This is a genomic window from Terriglobus roseus DSM 18391, from assembly GCF_000265425.1.
GTDB lineage: Bacteria > Acidobacteriota > Terriglobia > Terriglobales > Acidobacteriaceae > Terriglobus > Terriglobus roseus.
Window position 1 is genome coordinate 5,026,719 of sequence record NC_018014.1, and the last position, 21,082, is coordinate 5,047,800.

The 21,082-nt window shown below is 58.6% G+C and carries 21 protein-coding genes; 10 read left to right on the forward strand and 11 right to left on the reverse strand.

What is annotated here, in order from left to right; translation table 11 throughout:
- The first annotated feature begins 4 nt into the window (after positions 1 to 4).
- Positions 5 to 193 (forward strand): hypothetical protein, encoded by a 189-nt coding sequence (locus TERRO_RS20850; RefSeq protein WP_041592756.1) that lies wholly within the window; start codon positions 5 to 7, stop codon positions 191 to 193.
- A complete protein-coding gene (locus TERRO_RS20855; RefSeq protein WP_014787702.1) occupies positions 190 to 1,668 on the forward strand; it encodes a radical SAM protein in 1,479 nt (492 codons plus the stop codon). The genes TERRO_RS20850 and TERRO_RS20855 overlap by 4 nt, the downstream gene beginning before the upstream one ends.
- A gap of 219 nt (positions 1,669 to 1,887) precedes the next feature.
- Here the strand turns inward: TERRO_RS20855 and TERRO_RS20860 are convergent, their stop codons facing one another.
- Positions 1,888 to 2,589 (reverse strand): hypothetical protein, encoded by a 702-nt coding sequence (locus TERRO_RS20860; protein WP_014787703.1) that lies wholly within the window; start codon positions 2,587 to 2,589, stop codon positions 1,888 to 1,890.
- Positions 2,590 to 3,184: 595 nt separating this feature from the next.
- On the opposite strand from TERRO_RS20860, the gene TERRO_RS20865 reads away from it, so the two are divergent.
- Complete coding sequence (locus tag TERRO_RS20865; RefSeq protein WP_014787704.1) at positions 3,185 to 5,710, forward strand: TonB-dependent receptor; 2,526 nt, start codon at positions 3,185 to 3,187, stop codon at positions 5,708 to 5,710.
- A 103-nt stretch (positions 5,711 to 5,813) separates the two neighbouring features.
- Here the strand turns inward: TERRO_RS20865 and TERRO_RS20870 are convergent, their stop codons facing one another.
- The 4 genes from TERRO_RS20870 to TERRO_RS20885 all read right to left on the reverse strand — a co-directional run bounded on the left by TERRO_RS20870 (position 5,814) and on the right by TERRO_RS20885 (position 8,981).
- Entirely contained in the window at positions 5,814 to 6,251 is a 438-nt protein-coding gene (locus tag TERRO_RS20870; protein WP_014787705.1) for a hypothetical protein, read from the reverse strand.
- Between the two features lie 40 nt (positions 6,252 to 6,291).
- Positions 6,292 to 7,761 (reverse strand): ATP-binding protein, encoded by a 1,470-nt coding sequence (locus TERRO_RS20875; RefSeq protein ID WP_014787706.1) that lies wholly within the window; start codon positions 7,759 to 7,761, stop codon positions 6,292 to 6,294.
- Entirely contained in the window at positions 7,742 to 8,419 is a 678-nt protein-coding gene (locus TERRO_RS20880) for a response regulator transcription factor (protein ID WP_014787707.1), read from the reverse strand. The genes TERRO_RS20875 and TERRO_RS20880 overlap by 20 nt, the downstream gene beginning before the upstream one ends.
- Before the next feature lie 97 nt (positions 8,420 to 8,516).
- Entirely contained in the window at positions 8,517 to 8,981 is a 465-nt protein-coding gene (locus TERRO_RS20885) for a hypothetical protein (RefSeq protein WP_014787708.1), read from the reverse strand.
- A gap of 260 nt (positions 8,982 to 9,241) precedes the next feature.
- Between TERRO_RS20885 and TERRO_RS20890 the strand changes: the two genes are divergently transcribed.
- Genes TERRO_RS20890 through TERRO_RS20920 form a run of 7 tightly spaced genes read left to right on the forward strand, consistent with a single transcriptional unit; the run spans position 9,242 to position 16,191 of the window.
- Positions 9,242 to 10,165: a polyprenyl synthetase family protein gene (locus TERRO_RS20890; RefSeq protein ID WP_014787709.1), complete on the forward strand. Its 924-nt coding sequence runs from the start codon at positions 9,242 to 9,244 to the stop codon at positions 10,163 to 10,165.
- Positions 10,162 to 11,274, forward strand: a complete 1,113-nt coding sequence (locus TERRO_RS20895) for an ABC transporter permease (protein ID WP_014787710.1) — start codon at positions 10,162 to 10,164, stop codon at positions 11,272 to 11,274. Before TERRO_RS20890 ends, TERRO_RS20895 begins: the two co-directional genes overlap by 4 nt.
- Positions 11,271 to 11,969, forward strand: a complete 699-nt coding sequence (locus TERRO_RS20900; protein WP_014787711.1) for an ABC transporter ATP-binding protein — start codon at positions 11,271 to 11,273, stop codon at positions 11,967 to 11,969. The genes TERRO_RS20895 and TERRO_RS20900 overlap by 4 nt, the downstream gene beginning before the upstream one ends.
- Positions 11,956 to 13,311: a heme-copper oxidase family protein gene (locus TERRO_RS20905; RefSeq protein ID WP_014787712.1), complete on the forward strand. Its 1,356-nt coding sequence runs from the start codon at positions 11,956 to 11,958 to the stop codon at positions 13,309 to 13,311. The genes TERRO_RS20900 and TERRO_RS20905 overlap by 14 nt, the downstream gene beginning before the upstream one ends.
- A gap of 6 nt (positions 13,312 to 13,317) precedes the next feature.
- The gene (locus tag TERRO_RS20910; RefSeq protein ID WP_014787713.1) at positions 13,318 to 13,728 is read left to right on the forward strand and encodes a hypothetical protein; all 411 of its coding nucleotides are present in this window, start codon (positions 13,318 to 13,320) and stop codon (positions 13,726 to 13,728) included.
- The gene (locus tag TERRO_RS22495; RefSeq protein WP_014787714.1) at positions 13,715 to 15,631 is read left to right on the forward strand and encodes a cbb3-type cytochrome c oxidase subunit II; all 1,917 of its coding nucleotides are present in this window, start codon (positions 13,715 to 13,717) and stop codon (positions 15,629 to 15,631) included. The genes TERRO_RS20910 and TERRO_RS22495 overlap by 14 nt, the downstream gene beginning before the upstream one ends.
- Positions 15,628 to 16,191, forward strand: a complete 564-nt coding sequence (locus TERRO_RS20920; protein WP_014787715.1) for a YceI family protein — start codon at positions 15,628 to 15,630, stop codon at positions 16,189 to 16,191. The genes TERRO_RS22495 and TERRO_RS20920 overlap by 4 nt, the downstream gene beginning before the upstream one ends.
- Before the next feature lie 36 nt (positions 16,192 to 16,227).
- On the opposite strand, the gene TERRO_RS20925 is transcribed toward TERRO_RS20920, so the two are convergent.
- The 6 genes from TERRO_RS20925 to TERRO_RS20950 are packed head-to-tail and all read right to left on the reverse strand — an operon-like array spanning position 16,228 to position 21,074.
- Complete coding sequence (locus tag TERRO_RS20925; RefSeq protein ID WP_014787716.1) at positions 16,228 to 16,680, reverse strand: DUF2147 domain-containing protein; 453 nt, start codon at positions 16,678 to 16,680, stop codon at positions 16,228 to 16,230.
- Complete coding sequence (locus TERRO_RS20930) at positions 16,677 to 17,882, reverse strand: beta-ketoacyl-[acyl-carrier-protein] synthase family protein (RefSeq protein WP_014787717.1); 1,206 nt, start codon at positions 17,880 to 17,882, stop codon at positions 16,677 to 16,679. The genes TERRO_RS20925 and TERRO_RS20930 overlap by 4 nt, the downstream gene beginning before the upstream one ends.
- The gene (locus tag TERRO_RS20935; RefSeq protein ID WP_342612525.1) at positions 17,879 to 18,163 is read right to left on the reverse strand and encodes an acyl carrier protein; all 285 of its coding nucleotides are present in this window, start codon (positions 18,161 to 18,163) and stop codon (positions 17,879 to 17,881) included. Before TERRO_RS20935 ends, TERRO_RS20930 begins: the two co-directional genes overlap by 4 nt.
- A gap of 27 nt (positions 18,164 to 18,190) precedes the next feature.
- A complete protein-coding gene (locus TERRO_RS20940) occupies positions 18,191 to 19,303 on the reverse strand; it encodes an NAD(P)/FAD-dependent oxidoreductase (RefSeq protein WP_014787719.1) in 1,113 nt (370 codons plus the stop codon).
- On the reverse strand, positions 19,300 to 20,001 hold the full coding sequence (locus TERRO_RS20945) for a methyltransferase domain-containing protein (RefSeq protein WP_014787720.1): 702 nt from the start codon (positions 19,999 to 20,001) through the stop codon (positions 19,300 to 19,302). The genes TERRO_RS20940 and TERRO_RS20945 overlap by 4 nt, the downstream gene beginning before the upstream one ends.
- The gene (locus TERRO_RS20950) at positions 19,998 to 21,074 is read right to left on the reverse strand and encodes a type III polyketide synthase (protein WP_014787721.1); all 1,077 of its coding nucleotides are present in this window, start codon (positions 21,072 to 21,074) and stop codon (positions 19,998 to 20,000) included. The genes TERRO_RS20945 and TERRO_RS20950 overlap by 4 nt, the downstream gene beginning before the upstream one ends.
- Between the last annotated feature and the right edge of the window lie 8 nt (positions 21,075 to 21,082).

The window sequence follows — 21,082 nt, forward strand, 5'->3', positions numbered from 1 at the left end:
CATCATGAAGAATCCACTGATCCTACTGGCTGCCAGTTGTGGCTGCGCCTTGCTGGCCTTGGGCATATGCGGGCAGGGCCACACCGATCAAGCGCTCTATCTGGGCCTCGGTCTGCTCGGTCTTGCCGCCGTTGGTGCGGTCGTCGCGATTCTCTGGATGCTTGGCAGTCTGCTGATGGGGAGCGGTAAGTGAGCGCTCCCACCCGGCCCTATCTCTTCTACGACACTGCGGTGTCGCTCTGTGGCACCTGCTATCGCCGAGTCGACGCCAAGATCGTCTTCGAAGACGCGAAGGTCTTTATGCTGAAGCGGTGCCCGCAGCATGGCTTCCAGCGCGTGTTGATGGCGGATGATGTGGACTACTATCGCCGCTGCCGCGAAGTCTTTCTGAAGCCGCCCGAGATGCCGCAGCACTACAACACACCGGTGCAGTACGGCTGTCCGTATGACTGTGGACTATGCCCGGAGCATGAGCAGCACTCCTGCCTGTCGCTGCTTGAGATCACGGACGTGTGCAACCTGACCTGCCCCATCTGCTACGCGGGCAGCGGCACCCACCGCACCACGCATCGGCCGCTGGAGCAGGTAGAGCGCATGCTCGACATGATCGTCCGCAATGAGATGGAGCCGGACATTGTGCAGATCAGTGGTGGTGAGCCCACCATTCATCCGCAGTTCTTCGAGATCCTGGACGCCGCGAAGCGTCGGCCCATCAAGCACCTGATGGTGAACACCAACGGCGTACGCATTGCAACAGAACCGGGCTTCGCCGAGCGGCTTGCGACGTACATGCCCAAGTTTGAGCTGTACCTGCAATTCGACTCGCTGCAACGCGATCCGCTGATGCAGCTACGCGGTGCCGACCTGCGCAACGTGCGAACAAAAGCTCTGGAAAAGCTGAACGATCTCGGTGTCTCCACAACGCTCGTCGTTACGGTCGAGCGCGGCGTCAACGATGGAGAGCTGGGCGAGATCGTCGACTTCGCGCTGACGCAGCCGTGCGTGCGCGGCGTTACCTTTCAGCCGGTGCAGCAGGCCGGCAGGCTTGAGAAATACTCCGCCGCGGAACATCGGCTGACACTCACAGAAGTACGTCGCCGCATCCTCGATCAAACCTCCGTCTTCAAGCCAGAAGACATCATTCCCGTGCCATGCCATCCCGATTCCCTCTCGATGGGCTACGCCCTGAAGCTGGCAGGCGGAGTAACACCGCTGACCAGCATGATCCCGCCGGAGGTGCTCATCAACGGCGCCTCGAACACCATCATTTATGAGCAGGACAAGGGCATCCGCGAGCACATTGCGAAGAACCCGGGCCTGTTGATGAAGGCCGCGGCGAACCCCGTCAAAGAGGGCCTCTTCAAGCTTTTCAGCACAAACCATTCGCCGCAGTCGCAGGCCAGCACGCTGCGCGATCTGCTGTGCTGCCTGCCGCAGGTTCTGCAACCGAAGGACCTTACGTACAACAATCTCTTCCGCATCCTCATCGTGCAATTCATCGATGCCGACAGCTTCGACCTGCGCAGCATTCGCAAGACATGCATCCACATCGCACACCCCGACGCGGAGCGTTTGATCCCCTTCGACACCTTCAACATGTTCTACCGGGATGAACTGGAACAGACGCGGCTGGAGCCGTTGCGCAAGCTCGCGCTTGCGACCATCTAGCTAAGGCTGCAGCTTCTTCGCTGCCCTTATGCGTACTCTTCACTGGCACGGCGACATCCGCAGTATCCTTGGCAACACTTACCGTTGGCTCTGTCCGCTTCGATGACTTATGAAAGCCGCCTGCTACCAGGAATGACATCCCAGTCACGCACGGCAGAGCGTGCTTCGTAGTGCGACGCGGATTGTTTGCGGATGCATGCGGCAGACGTCCGAAGCGAGTCACCGGTTCGGAGGCATCTCTTTCCGCAACCTTCGCTGATAGATGCCGTTGAAGGTAACTCCCATGCCACCACAGCCTGAGTTGGCATCGTCGCTCGCACCATCATTGACCAGCAGCCATGGACCTACTTGCCTCATGGTCACCGTGCAACGAGCGGTGGGATCGTCGGCGTTCTGCGTGAAGCTGGCGATTGCTCCCGTTGCAGACGTGATCACACGAAGCGTTCCGTCCGCAGCGCCGGTTCGAACGTTGTCCGGCTGAACCGCATAGGTGGCGATCCCGGAAGCTGCGTACTGACCTGCGCGTCTGCGGATCGTGAGTACGGCATCCCCCTGAACACGTTTCCACGTATCTGCCCAGTCGCCCTCCAATGCCGGCATTGGAGCAGGCGTCAACGCATCGCTCGCAACCCAGCCCGTGGTTTGACGCTTGCCACTCCAGTAAGCAGCACAGCGATAACGCCCCTGCGTTCCGGTCACCAGCACTTGGTTCCCGCGGACGAGATAGGCCTTGCCCTCGCATTTGGTACCGGCTGCCGGGCATCTATCGTCGTCGCGCAGAATAGGCAGGTGGTCCACACGAACCGTGGCAACGGATAGATCCGTCACAGATTGCGGAAACAGATAGGCGTTGCATGACTCAGCGACTGCATGCCCCACCGCCAACAGGCAGAGGGAGGCAGCCAGCAGAAAAGACCACACTCGATTCGATCCTTTACGCGGCTGCAATCAAAACCTCGCTTCCACGACTACGCCAGTTGCACATCATCACTCAAAGAAGCGAATGTCACCTTCGTTGTTGATGTCATCGAATGCTCTGATGCAGCACGAAAGCACCTGGTCAGCTGCCCACGGCGTTATCAGAAGGAAAGGCCAGGGTTTGGAAACAATCCCTTCAGCCTTGCAGCACCACCCACAAGCAGGCGCAGATAGCCTTCGAGGTCGCGCCGCGTGCTTCTCTAGTGCATGCGTTTCGACCAAACGTCGAGACACCGGACAAACTTATCGGGCCGACGTGTAAGCCAACGGCGAGAGTCAAAGAGCATCGACCCGTCTTCAGAAACAGCCGTTCTAACCAGCGACATATTCGGCCTAAACGAAGCTCCGTAATATTGCGAGTTATACGGACTTACAGCCCTTTACTCCAAGCTTAAGCAGAGCTTAAGAGTTTTGCCACATTATGCCCATTTCTCAGGAATTGAAATACACCATTCATTTCTGATTCACGATCCCGCAACGGTGTGAACGCTAAGTTAGCTCTGTTCCCAAATATCAATATTTTCTAACTGGAGTTCACTTGCGCCTCGCCGGCACTTATAGTTCCACGTCCTGCTTTCGACTCGCCGCAAGCCTCACGCTTGCCGCGTCGGCCCTCACCGCAGGCGCCCAATCCACAGCTTCCGGCGCAACGTTGCGAGGAACGGTCACAGACGCGAAGGGTGCGGCATTACAGGGTGCTCACCTTGCGTTGCACAACAGCCGGAACACCGTGCAGCGACGCGCGGTAAGTGACGCCAGTGGAAGCTACAGCTTCTCAGGTATTGCTCCGGGAACGTACGAGTTGGATACCGACGCACCCGGCTTCGCCACCAACGTGAAAGACGCCGTGAGTATCAGCGACAGTCAGTCTATCGATCTCGCCATTACATTGAAAGTCAGCGATATTAACGAGCAGGTGACAGTTGAAGCCGATGCGTCTAATTCCATCGCAGCGCAGCTCGCGCCGTTCGATGCACGCCTCGATGCACGTTCCGCCCGCACTGAAATCAACAACCACTATATCGAGAATTTCCTCTCTCCCATCGCCGACTACAGCGAGATCATTCAGCAGGCTCCCGGAGCATTTTCCATCAATTCCAACGGTGTCGGCCTTGGCGATAGTAAGACGTACTTCCGCGGTTTCCCCGATGGCAACTACGACATCACCTTCGACGGCATCCCGTTCAACGACACCAATTCACCCACGCATCACTCCTGGGCCTTCTTTCCATCGCAATGGATTGGTGGCGTCGATTTTGACCGCAGCCCAGGGTCCGCCTCAACCGTTGGACCAACACCCTTCGGCGGCTCCATCAACCTGCTGTCAAAGCCGGCACAGGCCGTGCAGAACCTCCGCTTTGGCCTCTCATACGGTTCATTCAACACGAAGCTGTATGACGGAAACTACACCACTGGCAACTTCGGCCCCGGCAAGAAAGCAAACCTGTCACTCAACGTTCATCGCATGAGCTCCGACGGGTTTCAAACCTACAACTACCAGCAGCGCGTAGGTGGTGAACTCAAGTTCCAATATAAGTTCTCGGACACCACGGTACTGACAGGCTTTGCCGGTGTGTTGTCGCTCGACACGAATACACCCAACTTCAAGGGTCCGCTGCGCAGCCAGATTGCGACCAACGGCTACAACTACCTGATGAACAACGACGCAACCAGCGCCGCCTATTACAAATACAACTTCTACCATGTACCCACAGACTTCGAGTACGTCGGCTTCAAAAAGGAATTTGGTAAGGGCTGGTATCTCGATACCAAGCCGTACACCTACTCCTACAACAACAAACAGAACTACGCGAACAATCAGACCGGCACCATCAACGCTTCCTGCGATACTCAGGTAGCTGCGACCAAGACGCTGGCGGCCAACTACGCATGCGGCACCGACAAGCTGAACAGCTATCGCAAGTACGGCACTATCACACAGGTCAGCCAGGTCTCGCGCTTCGGTATCTTTCGCGTTGGCACGTGGTACGAGTGGGCCACGACGGATCGATATCAGACACCACAGAATCCACGCAACCTGGCCCTCTCCGCGCTGCCTAACTTCCACGAACAGTTCTGGACCAACACCTATCAGCCCTTCGTTGAATACGAGTGGCATCCAACCACCAAGTTGACGATCACGGGCGGTGCGAAGAACGCGCACTACACCATGGACCTCAAGCAGTACGCGGACAACGGCAGGACGGTTGGTCCACTCGGCGGCGCGGCCTTCCGCCGCAACTTCGCAAGCTATAACTCCTTCCTGCCATCCGGCGATGCGAACTACCGCATCCGCGAGAACTGGTCTGTCTACGGCCAGGTCGCAACAGGCAGCGTCATCCCTCCCAGCAGCGTCTTCGACACTACCGGCACGGTAAGCGTCACGCCCAAGCCCTCCAACGCACTCACCTTTCAGACCGGTACTGTCATCAAGCTGCGTCGCGTAACACTGGACATGGACTACTACCACACGCACTTCCAGAACGCTTACACCGCTATCGCCGATCCCAACGTGCAAACTGCATCACAGTACGTCGCATCCGGCGACTCGGTCAGCAAGGGCTTTGAGGGTCAGACGAACATCGCACTCTTTCGTGGCTTTAGCTTTTACGTGAATGGTACGGTGGGCTCGGCCCGCTATGTCAGCCCGACCGTCAACGGCGTAGTTAATGCCAGCCGTGGTCTCTGGGTCGCCAATACGCCGGCCGACACGGAATCACTCGGCGTCACCTATCAGCGTCGCAACCTCGACCTCGGCATGTTCAACAAGCGTGTCGGCAGCATGTGGAACGACAACTCGACCTTCAACCAGGTAGTACCCATCGATCCCTTCAACACCACCAGCCTCCACATGAACTACACCGTACGCGGTGGACGCCTGCTGGATGGCAGCAAGATCCGCCTCAGCTTCAACAACTTATTCGATAGCCGCGGTATCACCAGCGTCACGCCAGCCACAAAGGGCGCGACATTTGTGCCCAATGCCGGCGACTCTCTCGGTCTGTTGCCCGGCCGCAGCGTAACCGTCTCGTTCACCATGGGTCTCTCTCCCAGGGGACGCTAGTCATACCCAGTCACAAGGGGTGTCGTCGCTGTGACGGCACCCCATTTCTTTTTAAGTCCTGTCGGGCGAAAATACTCAGCTTGCGGACTAGCCCCCAGGAACACTAGCTTCGGTAGATGCCGGTAAGTGCGGCAATGCATACAAGCGCAGCTAGCACGGCCACCAGATTCATATCCAAGCATCGAATAGCACCAGCCACCTTCAGGCGCAGCGGCGGAATCCCATTCGGGTCGGAGAGCGTTGCTCGAAAAAGCGGTCGACAGGCAAACGCAACCAGAAAGCCCAATGGAGATAGTGCGATCAGCAACGCGGCCAAATAGAAGGCTACATGTTGCTGGGGTCCACCCATCCAGATAAGCGCCAGCCCCACAAGCGAAAGCAGCACCTCCGTGCTGGTCTGCCACACCACATGAAACCGCGCATGGCCCACCCACACAGGATTCGTCGCATGGGTACGGTTGCAATCGATCGCAACCGTCGCGACTCCCTGCAGCGCGCCCACTGCACTCAGTCCAACACGGGCTATCAGTACATGATCCATACTGCAGTCTCATGCTTCATCTTGCGCAGGCACGCATCGTCTAGCCATCGACCAGCGTCAGCACCTGCGCAGGCCAGCTCTCCGAAGCCTCCCAAAGCGGCAGCGTCAATGTTAGTCGCGCACCACCCTCGGACCGATTCCCCGCAGTCACCTGTCCTCCGTGCACACGCACAACGGCCTCGACAAACGACAAGCCAAGGCCATGCCCCTTGGAGTCACGCCCCTTGATACGTTTCGTAAACAACTGCTGCTGTAACTCCGGCTGAAAACCCGGGCCATCATCCTCGATGCGTAGCGTCACCGTCGCGCCGTCCGTTGCCACCGTCACCCAGATCGAGCAGCACGGCGGCAGATGTTTCAACTCGTTATCCAGCAGGTTCGCAACCACCCTGTGCAGTAGTGCCGGATCCGCCAGGATCGTCACGGCGCCGCTACTTAGCAGCGTCACGGCCAGCCCTCTCTCGTTCATTGAGGGCTCGTACAAGTCGATCATGCTGCGCACCAGTTGATGCAAATCCACCGCTTCACGCGACAGCCGCAGCGCATCCGCGTTCGCCTCTGCAACATCAAGCGACTTATTCAAAAACTCCGTAAGCCGGTCCAACTCATCAATGGCCGAAACGATAGACTCGGCCTGATCGGCTCGCGGATCTTCCGACAATGCAGTCTCCAGCCTGCCGCGCACAGCCGTCAAAGGACTCCGCAGATCGTGCGCCAGCGAGTCAGTGATGGCATGCAACTGGTGCACCGTGTTCTCGATTCGGTCCAGCATATGATTCAGCGTCCGGGCCAGGTGCCCCACCTCATCATTGCCCCTCGTATTACGCACCCTGCTGCGTAAGTCCGACTGGCCGATGCGCGAAGCTGCCTCTGTCATCTCCCGCACCTGGCCCAACATACGGCGCGTCGTGTAGAAGACGATCACAAAACCCAGGATGACGATCGAGAGCCACAGCGTAAGAAAACGAATGCGAAGATTCCGCAGCACCCGCAACTCATCCCGCTCGGACAATCCAAGATAGATGTGGCTGCCGTCCTCCATCCGGACCGACGCTACGCGAAACGGCACGCTCGCACCCGACACATGCAGATCGGAAGGTGCGTTAACAATCGACTTCAGCGAGCGAAGCGCTGCAATCGTTGCAGTACCGTCTCCCGGCCCAACCCAGAGTCGTGCCGGGCCTGTCTCCCCTGCCTGCAGAAAGAACACTGAGTCGTTCTCGACCTTGCTGGAACTCTGCCGGTTCGGAACCTCCCAGCTCGCTAGTTCCGCAATCTCGCTTACGACACGCCCGTTCAACCGGTCTTTCGGCGTCTGCCGCGCCACCTCGCTCAGCACCTCGACTTCACCGGACAACCACGCGTCCGTCCTGCGCTGAATGTCATCCGAAACGAAGCGGTGCAGCATCGTAAAGACGAGCATCGTGCCAATGGCAAAGGCGAGCGTAGCCCACAGAGAAATGCGCCATGCCGCACTGCGCATCGCCGGATTAGCTGCTTTTGAGGACATATCCAATCCCTCGCAATGTCTTGATGAGCGGCTCGCGGCCTTCCACGTCAATCTTTCCGCGCAGCCTGTAGATGTGAACGTCCACAACGTTCGTGTCCGGCTGGATATGCATGCCCCAAACCTCCGCCAGCAGCATCGACCGGGTTACAACCCTGCCAGCATGCCGGCACAGATATTCAAGCAAACCGAACTCCTGCGGACTCAGGTTCAGCACCTCACCGGCACGCGTCGCCCTTCGCTTCAGCATGTCCAGTTCCAAGTCCGCTACGCGCAGCCGCGTAACATCCTCTTCGTTGGGAGCGTTCCGTCGCAGCAGGTTGCGCATCCGCGCCAATAACTCCGCCACGGCAAACGGTTTGGTCAGGTAATCATCACCGCCAAGCTCCAATCCTTTGACGCGATCATCAACCGAGCGGCGCGCAGACAGAATTAAAACCGGCGCAGTAACTCCAGACCGGCGCAGCTCCCGGATAAGTTCAATGCCGTCATAATCGGGCAGATTCAGGTCGGCAATAACGCCGTCATAGACGTGCTTCGCTGCAAGCGAAAGCGCCGTCGCGCCATCGTCCGCAGCATGGACCTGGTATCCAGCCTCTTCCAGCGATCGTTTGACGAAACTCTGAATCTCAGGTTCATCTTCGATGAACAGAAGTCTCATGGGTCATGGTAAGTCATTTCACTTGCAAGCGGCCGCTCAGCCTTGCCCGCGAAAATGACGATCCCGTCATCTTCAACAGCGTTGCAATGCAATCCACTTAAAGCAGCAGCAGGACCACCGGAATCAAAATGCCGGCGAGCAGTGTCACCGCCACCACAGACTTCCGGCGAGCATACTTCCAAGCCATCACGATGCCCGTAAGTGTCGACAGCGCCAGTGCGATCGCAGTCGCCGCAAAGAAGACCTTTGTCGGCAACGCGTTGTGTTTCGGCGGTGCGGGCGCCGGTCCGGGCTTTACTGTCTCAGCGGTCGGTGCGTCCGCCTTGGGTGCGGCCACCGGGGCAGGCCGCTTCGGCGTAACGTACAGCGTGCCTTTCTTATGCAACTGCGCCAGATGCACCAGGATCTGCGGCGGAACATAAGTGCTGCCGCGCGTCGTCTCGTGATAGCTGAACATCTGCAGCCCACCGGTGATCGCAAAAAACAGAATTGTCGGCGCAAACAGGATGCCGGAATACAGATGGATCAGACGGACGGCCTTGAGCGTGGAAGCAGATGTCATTCAGAGATCTCACTGGGAATGGATGAGTTCGCATCATCGATGCAATCACCGGATGCTCTGAACGTAGCACGCAGCTCCTGCCAGCGTGAAAGCTTTCCACTCACGCCTTTTTGTCCATGAACGAATCGTCATCCTGTTGGCCTGCAATGGTGTGCGATAAGTGAGCAAAACCCGCGTCTCACAAACGGCACGCGGCTTTGCGCGATGGAGTCTTCTTCCACCGCCCTCCTCCCATCGCGACAGGACATGAACAGAGAGTTATGAAGGATTTGAAGAACGCGCAACTCGGCAGGGTGTTTCAAGAGTTGCTGCCGCTACCCGCGACCATGGAGCCGCGACTCAAGCAGGCACTGCAATACATCCTGGGAAACCCCGGCAGCCTCATCCGACCGGGCGTGTTGATCCGCGTCGCGCTGGAGTATGGCCTCGCAGAGAGGCCTGCGACCGATCTCGCCATCGGCCTGGAATACTTTCATACGGCCTCACTCATCTTTGACGATCTGCCATCGATGGACGACGCCGTTGAACGCCGCGGTCGCGAATGCGTCCACCTCAAGTTCGGCGAGGCCGGCGCAACGCTCGCAGCATTGGCGCTTGTGAATCGCGCTTATGCGCTCACATTTCGATCCATCGCAGCCGCACCCGCCGCCGTACAGGCAGAAGCACAGCGCTACGTCGAGCGGTCGCTCGGCGTCGATGGCCTGCTGAACGGACAGAGCATGGATGTGCACTTCGCCGCACTGCCACACGACCTGCAGACAACCGAGCGTGCCGCCGTCGGTAAGACAGTCTCGCTGGTACGGCTGACACTCGTGCTGCCCGCAATCCTCGGTCGAGCCGCAGAACGCGACATGCTCCTCCTCGACAAGATCGCCGTATGCTGGGGACTCAGTTATCAGATCGTTGACGATCTGAAGGATCGGCTCGAAAGCACAAGCGCAACGGGAAAGACATCCTCACGCGACCTGCTGCTCGACCGTCCGAACGTCGCACTCGCCATCGGTATCGACGGTGCCATGCGGCGTCTTAAGCGCCTGCTTCTGATTGGCGACAAGGCACTCAATCGCCTGCTCGCCACCAGGCCCGGTCTTGCATTTCTTCGCGAGTTACACGCGGCACTCAGTACGGATGTCAGTCGGTTGCTCGAACTCTCCGATCTCCGGTCAGAAGGCGAGGCCGCATGATCTTCCTCAAGCTGATCCTTACCAACCTGCTGCGTCACCGCATCCGTTCCCTCATCAGCATCGCCGGCATCGCCTTCAGCGTTGCAGCCATGCTCACCATCGTGACGGTGCTGCAGGGCGCAGTTGCCATGTTCTCCGGCATCCTCTCCAGCGACAGCCAGATCATCGTCTTTGAACGCAACGTCTCAGACCTCTTCTTCAGCAGCGTTCCATCCGAAGCGGCAAAGACCATCGCCTCCTGGTCCATCGTGCAGCACGCTGACCCCGTGCTCTTCGGCATCGTCTCCAGCAGCGATCACCCGATCATCACCTGCTTCGGCATCACAAAAAATGACGCCCGGCTGCGAAAAGCCACATGGATGCAGGGCGATCGCAAAGACTTCGGGCATCAGGAAAATGACGTAGTCCTGGGCCAGCGTGCCGCCGAATTCATGAACGCGTCCGTCGGCAACACCGTCCAGATCGGACACGGCGCCTTTCACGTCATCGGCGTCATCAAAACCGCCAACGGCTTTGAAGATGGCGGCGTCTTCATGCCGCTCACCTCAGCACAAACCTTCTTTCATAAGGAGGGCTCCTCCTCCGTCATCACCATTAAGTTACAGCGCAAGGAAGATGTACCTGAACTGAAATCGATGGTGCATCGCAGCTTTCCCAACCTTGTGGCACTCGAAGACGAAGAGTTCACGCGAAGTTACTCCCAGTTCAAAATCTTGAAAGCAACAGCATGGGCTGTCGGCGGATGCGGCCTTCTGCTCGGCGGCCTTGGTGTCGCAAACACCATGATCATGTCCGTCTTCACGCGCATCCGCGAGATCGCAATCCTCCGCGTCAACGGCTTCTCAAACGGCCAGATCGCAGCGATGATCTTTGGTGAGTCATCGCTGGTATCGGTACTCGGCGCTGTCGTTGGCCTGGTCATCGGCATTACTTTCCTCATCATCCTCGGCCACATCCCTGCGTTGCACGGCTATGTCGACACGTCCATTCAGCCTCTTGTCGTCGCAACCGTAATCGTGTTGGCCATGCTTACCGGTGTCGCAGGCGCTCTCTACCCCGCCATCTACGCCATGCGGGTCCGTGCGGTGGAGGCGCTTCGCTTCGAATGATCATTCCCAACACAAGTACCTCTGTACCTCGCGTGGTCCTTCGTGCCGATGACATCTGGAAGGGCTACGACGACGGTGCCATCACCGTCCTCAGGGGCGTCGACTTCCTGGGTGTCGAAGGCGAATCTGTCGCCCTTTGCGGCCCATCCGGCTGCGGCAAGAGCACACTGCTGCATCTGCTCGGTGGCCTTGATGAAGCAGACCGCGGACGGATCGAAGTGAACGGACGTCCGATCAACAAAGGCAAGCGTCCGCTCGCTCTACTGCGCCATGAGGTTGGCTTCGTCTTTCAGCTTCACAACCTCATTCCCGATCTGACGCTGGAAGAAAACTGCCTCATCCCAACCGTCGCCGCGGGTACCAGCCGCGCAATGGCAATGGAGCGTCTCCACGACCTCGCCAATCGCACCGGCCTCAGTCATCGACTTGGTTCAAAGATTCAAAAGCTCTCCGGCGGCGAACGTCAGCGGACCGCACTCTGCCGCGCCCTCATGAATCGCCCACGCATCCTGCTCGCGGATGAACCGACGGGCTCACTCGACGAACGCACCAGTGCCACAGTCTTCGATCTGCTTCTCGAGATCGTGGCAAACGAAGGCGTCACACTCGTCATGGCAACGCACGATCGCGGCCTTGCCGACCGCTGCGAACGCCTGATCGAAATGCGAGACGGCAGGATCCATGAGCGCCTCTAGCGCTACGCTCGCAGCGCCAGCTTCGCCGCAGGCGAAGCGCTCTGCGGATGGTGTCATCGGCAGGCGTGTGATAGCCCACGCCGTATGGCATGCCTTGCTTTGGCTCGTAGTCGCAAATGTAGTTGGCGTAATCCTTGCAGCCATGCTGCTGCTTCCCGGCATCAACACGGCACTCGCACCGCTGACCTACGGCCGATGGATGCCGGTGCACATGAATCTGCAACTCTACGGCTGGTGCAGCCTTCCCCTCGTAGCCTTCCTCCTGCACGTATACGGTGGCCGCCGGCAACCTGCCGCCACGTGGGTGTCATCGGTCCTTTGGCTCTGGTCAGCCGCACTTACCGTCGGCTGCGTCTCCTGGCTCAGCGGCCAAACCAGCGGCAAGCTCTTTCTCGACTGGACCGGATACTCCCGCATCCTCTTCCCGCTGGCGCTCCTCGGTCTATGGGCACTGTTGGCTCGATCCTTCTGGCATCAATGTCAGACAGAAGCTCACAACAAATGGATCAAACTCACCAAAACAATCGGCCTGATTCTGCTGCTGCTCGTACCCGTTCTGATCTACATCGCATCCAGCCCTATGATCTATCCGCCCATCAATCCAGACACCGGCGGCCCAACCGGAGCCAGCCAGCTTGAGTCGACACTCGTCATCATCGCCATCCTTCTGCTGCTGCCCTTCGGCATCGCACAGCGGCGACCGACACCGTCGCGCACCATCCGCTACGCGTGGATCATCTTCGCGGTCGAGTGTCTTCTGTGCCTTGCGCTTGGCCGCGCGGATGTAAGTCACCACAAACCCGCCCAGTGGGTCAGCCTCGCCAGCCTGCTCGTATGGATGCCACTCACGCCGGCCTACTACGCAGCCTTCCAATGGCACCGCAACACGCGTCTATGGCGTGCCGCATTCCTCTGCTGGTGGATCGTACTCATCCCCACCGGCTGGGCACTCTTCCTGCCCGGCGTACTCGACCACTTCAAATTCACCGACGGCCTGGTCGCGCACTCACTGTTAGCCATGGCCGGATTCGTCTCCAGCCTGTTGATCTTTGTTCTAGTGCAGCTCATGGAAGATGATGGCTGGATCTTCACCGGCAAGAATTCGTTTTACTTATGGCAGCTTAGCGTCGCCGCATACGTCGCAATCATGTTTTACGCAGGCTGGATCGAGGGCTTCCATCCAGCATTCTCCATGGTGCCCGGAAGCCTGCGAGACGGTCTATACCTTGCTCGACTAGGCCTCGGCGTCCTCATCCTCATCGCCTCAGCTATCTGGTTCAAAGACTCGTTCTCCCTCTTTCGCGAAATCGAATCTTCCAACGCACCCACAGAGAGGACCTGACCTCCAGTGAAACGTTCCCTGCTCATCGCGTATCAGCTCGCAACCGGTGTCTCCGACGCATCCACAGGCCTGCTCCTCATCGCCTCCCCCGAGTTGGCTCTTCGGCTGATGAAGTTACATGCGGCTACAGAAATATTGCCGTTCCTCTCTTACATCGGCACCTTCGTCCTGTCGGTCGGTATCGCGGGCCTCTACGGGGCAGTCCTCGCAGCGCGACCAGGATCCGAAGAGAAGCTCGAAGTCGTCTGGACCTTAACCTCCATCACACGCGGGCTCGTCGCAACCTTCGTCGCCTACAAGATCGCAACCGGCGAATTCGAGCAGGGCTGGATCAGCGTCGTCCTCGTCGACGGTGCCGTTGCACTTCTGCAACTCGTCGGACTTACAAGAAAGTGGCTCAGCCATGTCAGCACTTAGAGGACTTACCTCAGGTTGGCGTGCCGTCTGCCTCATCGCCATAACCTATGTCTACTTCCTGATCTTTGCGCAGTTCGCCTTCCTCAACCGTCTCGGTCAGCTCGGCATCGAAGACGCCCACCTGCAAGCTGTTATGGCCACCATGGCACTCGCCGGTATCGTCTTCAGCCTGATCGCCGCGTTTCGGCGGTTCGCACCGGCACAGCGTCTGGGAATCGCCTTCCTACTCTGCGGCATGGCTGCATCGGCAAGCATCCTCCGACTGAATCTCGCCGGTGCCATCGCGGTTGCTTTCTGCATCGGCGCTGGCTTAGGACTGTTAACCGTAACGCTCGTCTCGAATCTCGATCTGTGGGTCGGGACCAATGACGGCATCGCAGCGGCCGGTCTTGGCACGGGACTGGGATATTTCTTCTGTAACATACCTGCGCTCTTCACTGCGTCGCCGCACCACCAGTCCTTCACCGCCGCCATACTTTGCTTGCTTGGGTACGCCGTCGCGCAACGCGCAAATGCGCGTCCCTCCCTTCCAACACGCAACACACGAGCCAGCGCAATTCCGTTTGCTTTCGCCCTGGTTGGTCTTACTGCTTTGGTGTGGCTCGACTCCGCAGCTTTCTTCATCATCCAGAACACGCCCACCCTCAAAGCCGGCACGTGGGAAGGCAACCTCCATCTCTGGACCAACGCTTGTCTTCATCTTGGCGCCGCACTGCTTAGCGCCTACCTGCTCCGCCGCCGCGGCACCGCGTTCGTCTTATGCTCTGCTGTCCTCGCGCTTGCCATTGCCTGCATCCTCCTGCACGACCCAGCGCGAGTCGTCCTCGCTTCCCTCTTCTATCCCATCGGGGTGTCGCTCTACTCCGTTGCTCTCGTCGCCTACCCTTCCTTTCTCGCAGAGTCGGGTTCGGCAACAGAACGCTCACGCAAGGCCGGCCTCATCTACGCCATCGCCGGTTGGTTCGGCTCCGCAATGGGCATCGGCATGGGCCAGCATCTCAAACAAGTCCCAATCCCGTTCGTAGCAGTTGCAGTCCTCTGCATCTTCGGAACGACACTCTTTCGCCTGGCACGCACTCATCGCAAAGAAATGACAGTCGTATCGCTCGCGCTGATCGGCGCGCTCTGCCTCTACCTGCCGCAAAATCTCACCACCCAGAGTGCCTCTCCATCATCCGCAGTAGAACGCGGCCGCCGCGTCTACATCGCCGAGGGATGCATCCACTGCCACTCCCAATACATCCGCCCCAATACCGCAGATATCCTCACGTGGGGTCCAGCCATGACACTCGCGGAGCTTCGCGCACAAAATCCACCGCTCATCGGAAACCGCAGGCAGGGTCCCGACCTCTCACAGGTCGGCGGTCGCCGCTCCCCGCTCTGGTTGAAGGCGCACTTCTTCGATCCGGACCAAGTAAGTCGCGCTTCCTTCATGCCCTCCTATCGCTACCTGTTTCAAGACGCAACGCGCGGCGACGACCTCGTTCAGTACCTCGCAAACCTAAGGAGCCCAAACTACCCCGACCATCTCGCAGCAGAGCAGGCCTGGCATCTTTCAGCCTCATCGATTGCAAATGCTGACGCAGATAAAGGCGCGCTTCTCTACGGCGACCACTGCGCAACCTGCCACGAAGTCGACGGCGCCACACGCGCAAAATGGTCTTCCAGCTTCAAGCGGCTTCCACCCAGTCTTCACGACGGACCATGGCAGCACGTACACCTTAATGCAACGCCAGAAGCACGCATACAACAACTCGCGCAGATCGTCCGCTTCGGCATTCCACAAACAGACATGCCCGGCCACGAGTATCTATCCGACCAGGACATATCTTCCATCGTCCTTTGGCTGAACCAATCCATCGCGCCGAATAACGGCTCCATCCGCCCAGGAGAGAACCTATGAAAATCCTCGCTGCCATCGCACTCGACCTCATCATTGCGCCCGCCCTCCACGCGCAACATCAGACTTTCACCATCAACCCCGACACCAGCGAAGTGAAGATGCAGCTCAAGACCAATCACGAGATCGTGAACGGAACGTTCCATCTGCAATCGGGCACCATCAACTTTGACCGCACTGCGACTACTATCTCCGGCAACGTCGACGTAGCGGCCATCACCGGCAAAACCGGCAATGACAGTCGCGACAAGAAGATGAAGAAAGACATTCTGAAGACAGACAAATACACCGAAGTGACATTCGCGCCCGCCAGTTACACCGGCACCATCAATCCCACCGGCGATTCAACCATTGAAGTCAGCGGAGCCTTCACACTTCTGGGCGCAGCGCACACCATCACTATTCCAATGCAGATCCACATCGACCACGAGAATGGCACGGCAAAGTCCCGCTTCGTAATCCCGTACGTCCAGTGGGGGCTCAAGAATCCCAGCTTCCTCATGTGGAAAGCAGAAGACAACGTCGCAATCGATCTCAATCTCATCGGCACCATCTCACATTGAGATGGTTGCCGACATGCAACTCGCAGACTTCGAAACTTACTGCTTACAAACAGCAGTCTCAGACGTGCGATTCCACTTCTCTGTTCGACCCAGCAGCGAGATCCCGACGTAGCCCCGAAGGCTAAGGACATCGCCATGACTCTCCATCCGGCCGTTATAGGTTCGGCCGGACTTCGGATCGTATAACTTGCCATCCTCAGCCTTGGTCGGGTTCACCATCTGGAACCCCTCACCCAGCCGAAGCCCACAGAGCGATCGGGTTCGAAGCCCCGCATCGGGATTGTTGTTATCGACACGTCCCGGCGCCGTCGGACTGATCGCAGCCAAAGTCGCGCAGACATCCTTGCCGCATGTAGCAACATGGATCACCGACCCGCCCGGCTCCTTCCAGTAACCAAGTATGCCGTTCTGCTGCGCGCGCACCACATTCGTCGATAACTGCAGGAATCCACACATCAGCAGCAGTGACGCCGCGCCAAACACTCTCACGAAACAAATCTCCTCAAAGCAATCACGGCGTTCAGGCCTCCGAACGCAAAGGAATTCGAGAGCGCAAGCGAAGCATCGACACGCATGTTCTCCCGCAAAATCCCCTGCAGATCCAGCGCATCATCCACCGCAATCTCGCCATTGCCCGGCAGTACACCGTCTCGCAGTGCAAGTGCAGTCGCCAGCGCTTCAATCGCTCCGGATGCACCCATGGCATGACCGTGCAGTCGTTTCGTCGAACTCACCGGAATCTTCCGCGCGCCTTGTCCAAATACCCGATGCAGCGCATCCGCCTCGGCACGATCGTTCACATCCGTACCCGTTCCGTGCGCGTTGACATACCCAACTTCCGCGGGCGTCGCGCGCGCATCACGCAGCGCACGCGACATGGCGGCAGCCGGTCCCGCCGGATCTGCCTGCGTCATGTGGTGACCATCCGACGACATGCCAAAACCCACAATCTCCGCCAGTATCGTCGCTCCGCGCGCCACCGCAGCATCCATCGTCTCCAGCGTCATCATCGCCGCGCCCTCCCCCAGCGTCATGCCATCGCGGTCCGCCGCAAAAGGCCTGCACGACGTCGGCGAAACAACGTGCAGACTATCCCAGCTCTTCAAAAATCCGTAAGTTAGCGGCGCCTCATGTCCACCGGCAATGGCCGCCTCGACCATCCCCGACCGAACCATGTGGAACGCCTGCCCCAGCGCATGCGCGCCCGAAGCACACGCCGTGGACACCGCATAGGCCGGCCCTGTAATTCCATGCTCGATGCACACCAGGCTCGTGCCCGCACTGGCCATCGATCGCGGCACTGTAAGCGGATGCACCCGGCCACCCTGCGTGTATAACTTCGCTGTCTCGGGCTCCTCGGCGCTGCGTCCGCCGGTCGAGCAGCCGAAGACTGCCGCAACATCATCGCCCGCATAGGCCTGCATCAACCCCGACGCAGTCAACGCCTGCCGGGCCGACGCAATTGCAAAACTTGCCGACCGCTCCGCGAGTTTCGCCTGCGATGCCATCAACCAGTCCGCGGCCACAAACTCCCGCACACTCGCCATCTTTGTAAAGTGAAGTTCGCCTGCGGCAACATCCTCAATCTCGCGGATGCCAGACAGGCCTGCGAATAGATTCGCCTGGAACGTGTCCACATCCTGCCCAATCGCCGTGATACATCCAGCACCTGTCAGCACCACTCGTCTCATGCGGTGTGCACACCACGGGCAGTCATCTGCTTCTTCGTAAGCGCCTGCTCCACCGCGACAGCTACATCACGCACCGTCGTAATCTGGTGCAGCTTCGCCTCAGGGATCTCGACGCCATACTTCTCCTCAAGATCAAAGGCCAGCGTAACCCGGTCAAGCGAATCGATCGCAAGCGATTCCAGCGTGGAGTCCAACGTGATGGACTTTGCCGGGATCATCTTCTCCGCGGCTATTCGTCGGATACATTCTTCTTCCAGTTCCGTCAAAAATATCCTCCACAAATGCGCTTACTCCCTCGATGTAACGTTTCACCGCAACAAGGCCGTATCTGGAATGCGTGTCATGGATGCGATAAACGAAAGTAACCCAGGGGCCATCTTCACCACCTGCGCAGCTCCCGGCCAGGCAACCATCACTTGCGAAAGACGAGTAGCAATCGCAAGTCTACGTCCCAATTGGGATCGAAGGCGCGCCTGATAAACCGCCGCTCCATCACCCTTCAAAAAATGATGTGCCGCCATCGCACCACTATGCAGTGCAATCGCCATGCCATCACCGCAGAACGACGGGATAACCGCAGCCTGATCGCCAACATGCCATAGCCCCTCAGACGAAGAAGCCTGCATGTGACCATACGGAATACGCGAAGCAGTCAGCGGAGACTCCAGCAGCGGAGTCGCCCCGTTCAACCGCTTCGTGAGATACGAAGAGTTCCTTTCGAGATAGGGCAAGACTCCAGCCCACTTACTCCCGGCAGCCTTCAAACACCCCCCTGTAACCAATAAGCACAGATTCACACGGCCACCTTCAACCGGCTGCAGACCCGCATAACCTCCTGGAAACAAAATCAGTTCAATTGCATCGCCCAACTCCGCATGCTGCTGCGGCGTAAGCCTGTAATACATCTTGAAAGCAACCAGTCCCCGATGCGTTCCAGCCGGCCTTGGAAACCCGCGCAAGTCATATTTCCCTGTAGCAAGAAACACATCTTTCGACCGAAAGGTGCGGTCATCCCGATCAGACACCCACCACGCCGCATTCTCCGCTTTCAGCGTCTCCACATTTGTGTTGCGCTGCACATCCACACCGGCCACCGCGGCGCCCCGCAGCAACTCCTCATCCAGCAGCGATCGCGTCAGCGAATAAGCGGCGAACGGCAGCTTCTCTTCGACAACACCCGATCGCAGAACTAGCCGAACCGATCGCAGAGCCACCGCACCAAGAGCGGCAAGATCAACATTCAGCCGCGAAAGATAGTGGATCGCCTCACCACTTAGAAACTCTCCACACACCTTGTGGTGCGCGGCCTTGCTTCGTTCCAGCAGCACAGCACGCCGCCCCGCCCGCGCAAGCTCCGTGGCAACAGTGCAGCCCGCAAGTCCGCCACCCACCACCAGTGCATCCGCATCGGGATAACTCATACCTTCACACGCGAAACGCACAGTCGCGCCGGCCGGTAAGTCACTGTGTGTGCCGCTCCCTCTCCCACACCCGCAGCAGCAAGATAGCTGCTCCAATCGTCCGCACGAAACCCGCGACGAATCGAAACCGGCCCATCATGCTGCACAAAACGATGCCACCGCATCACTCGCGCCAGCAGTGCAAATCCGTAATAGGGAAACGGCTCGCGATGCAGATCATTCACAAACCAGCCACGCTGCGTCACACGTTCCATCCACGCAAGGAACCGGACGATCTCATCGTCAGGCAGGTGATGGGTGAACAAGGAACTGATCACAAGATCGATCGGAACCTCTGGCTCATAAGAGAATGCATCTCCCGTAACCCATGCAATCTTCGACTTACTCGACGTCCTCTCCGCCGCAGCACGCGCTGCATAAGGATTCAGGTCGATCCCCGTAAGCCTTACATCAATGCGACGCCGCGCAGCCCAACGCTCAACCATCCGCAACATATCGCCGCCACCGCAACCCACATCCACAATGTGGATCGCCCGCTTCTCCTGGCCGATCAAAGACTGCAACCAGTCCAGCGTCGGTCGATACGCAAACGTAAGTCGGTTCACCTGCTCCAGGTCAATCAGGCAGGCGCGAAAGTCCTCATACGAGCAGGGCTCGTCCATCCACTCCGAGAGATACGCACGCGACTCAAAGTTCATACGGCCTTCGACGCAGTCACAAACTGCATCGTCTCCGCCGTCAGTCCCGGCCCGAAAGCCATCGCACAACCACGCTCACCCGCACCGGCCGTCTGCAACATCGACTCCAGCACAAACATCACCGTTGCCGAAGACATATTCCCAAACTGTCGCAACACCTCACGCGAAGCCTTCAGCGCATCCGCAGGCAATGCAAGCGCCTCTTCCACCGCATCCAGTACCGATCGCCCACCCGGATGCACCGCCCACAGACGCACCGTGCCACCACGCACGAAATCTTCGCGATGCGCCTGCAGCGCCTGCCCGACTGCAGTTGGGACTTGGCCGGACAAAACCATGTCGAATCCCTGGTCGCCGATATCCCACGTAATTAAGTCAGCAGTATTCTCAAGGCGGATTGCACGAAAGCTCTCAAGCTCGATCCCACTCTCCCGCCCACTAACCAGCGACGCCGCACATCCATCGCCGAAGACAAGAAACGACAGTACCTCGCCCAGATCCTGCGACTCCTGCAGATGCAGCGTGCAGATCTCCAGGTTGATCACCAGCACACTGTCATCCGGCTCCGACCGCACAATATGCCGCGCCTGCTTCAGCGCGTTCATCGCCGCATAGCAACCCATGAACCCGATCATGGTCCGCTCAACCGAAGCATCCAGGCCAAGATAGTCGACAGCGTCGAAGTCCAACCCAGGCGCATAAAAGCCCGTGCATGACGTCACGATGACATGTCGAATTCTTTGCCGCTCCTCAGCACTCAATGCCAGCCGGTCAAGCGCACGGCGCATCAGGACTGGAGCAAACTGCTTATAAAGCTCCATGCGCCTTGCCGTTGCGGGAAAACTACCGGCACGATACAAACCATACGCATCCACATCGCTGGGCCCATGCGTTCCATCCACAAACAACGGCGAGTAGCGCGCAGCAATGCCGGACCGCTCCGCCATGCGCAGGAACAGCGTACGGCTGCGCTCCTGCTGCAGCATCCCATGCGCGTAACCGACAAACGCATCGTGGACGTCGCTATCAAACGTCGCGGTCGCGATGCGCTCGAGGTAAACCTTACCCGCCATGGAACCTC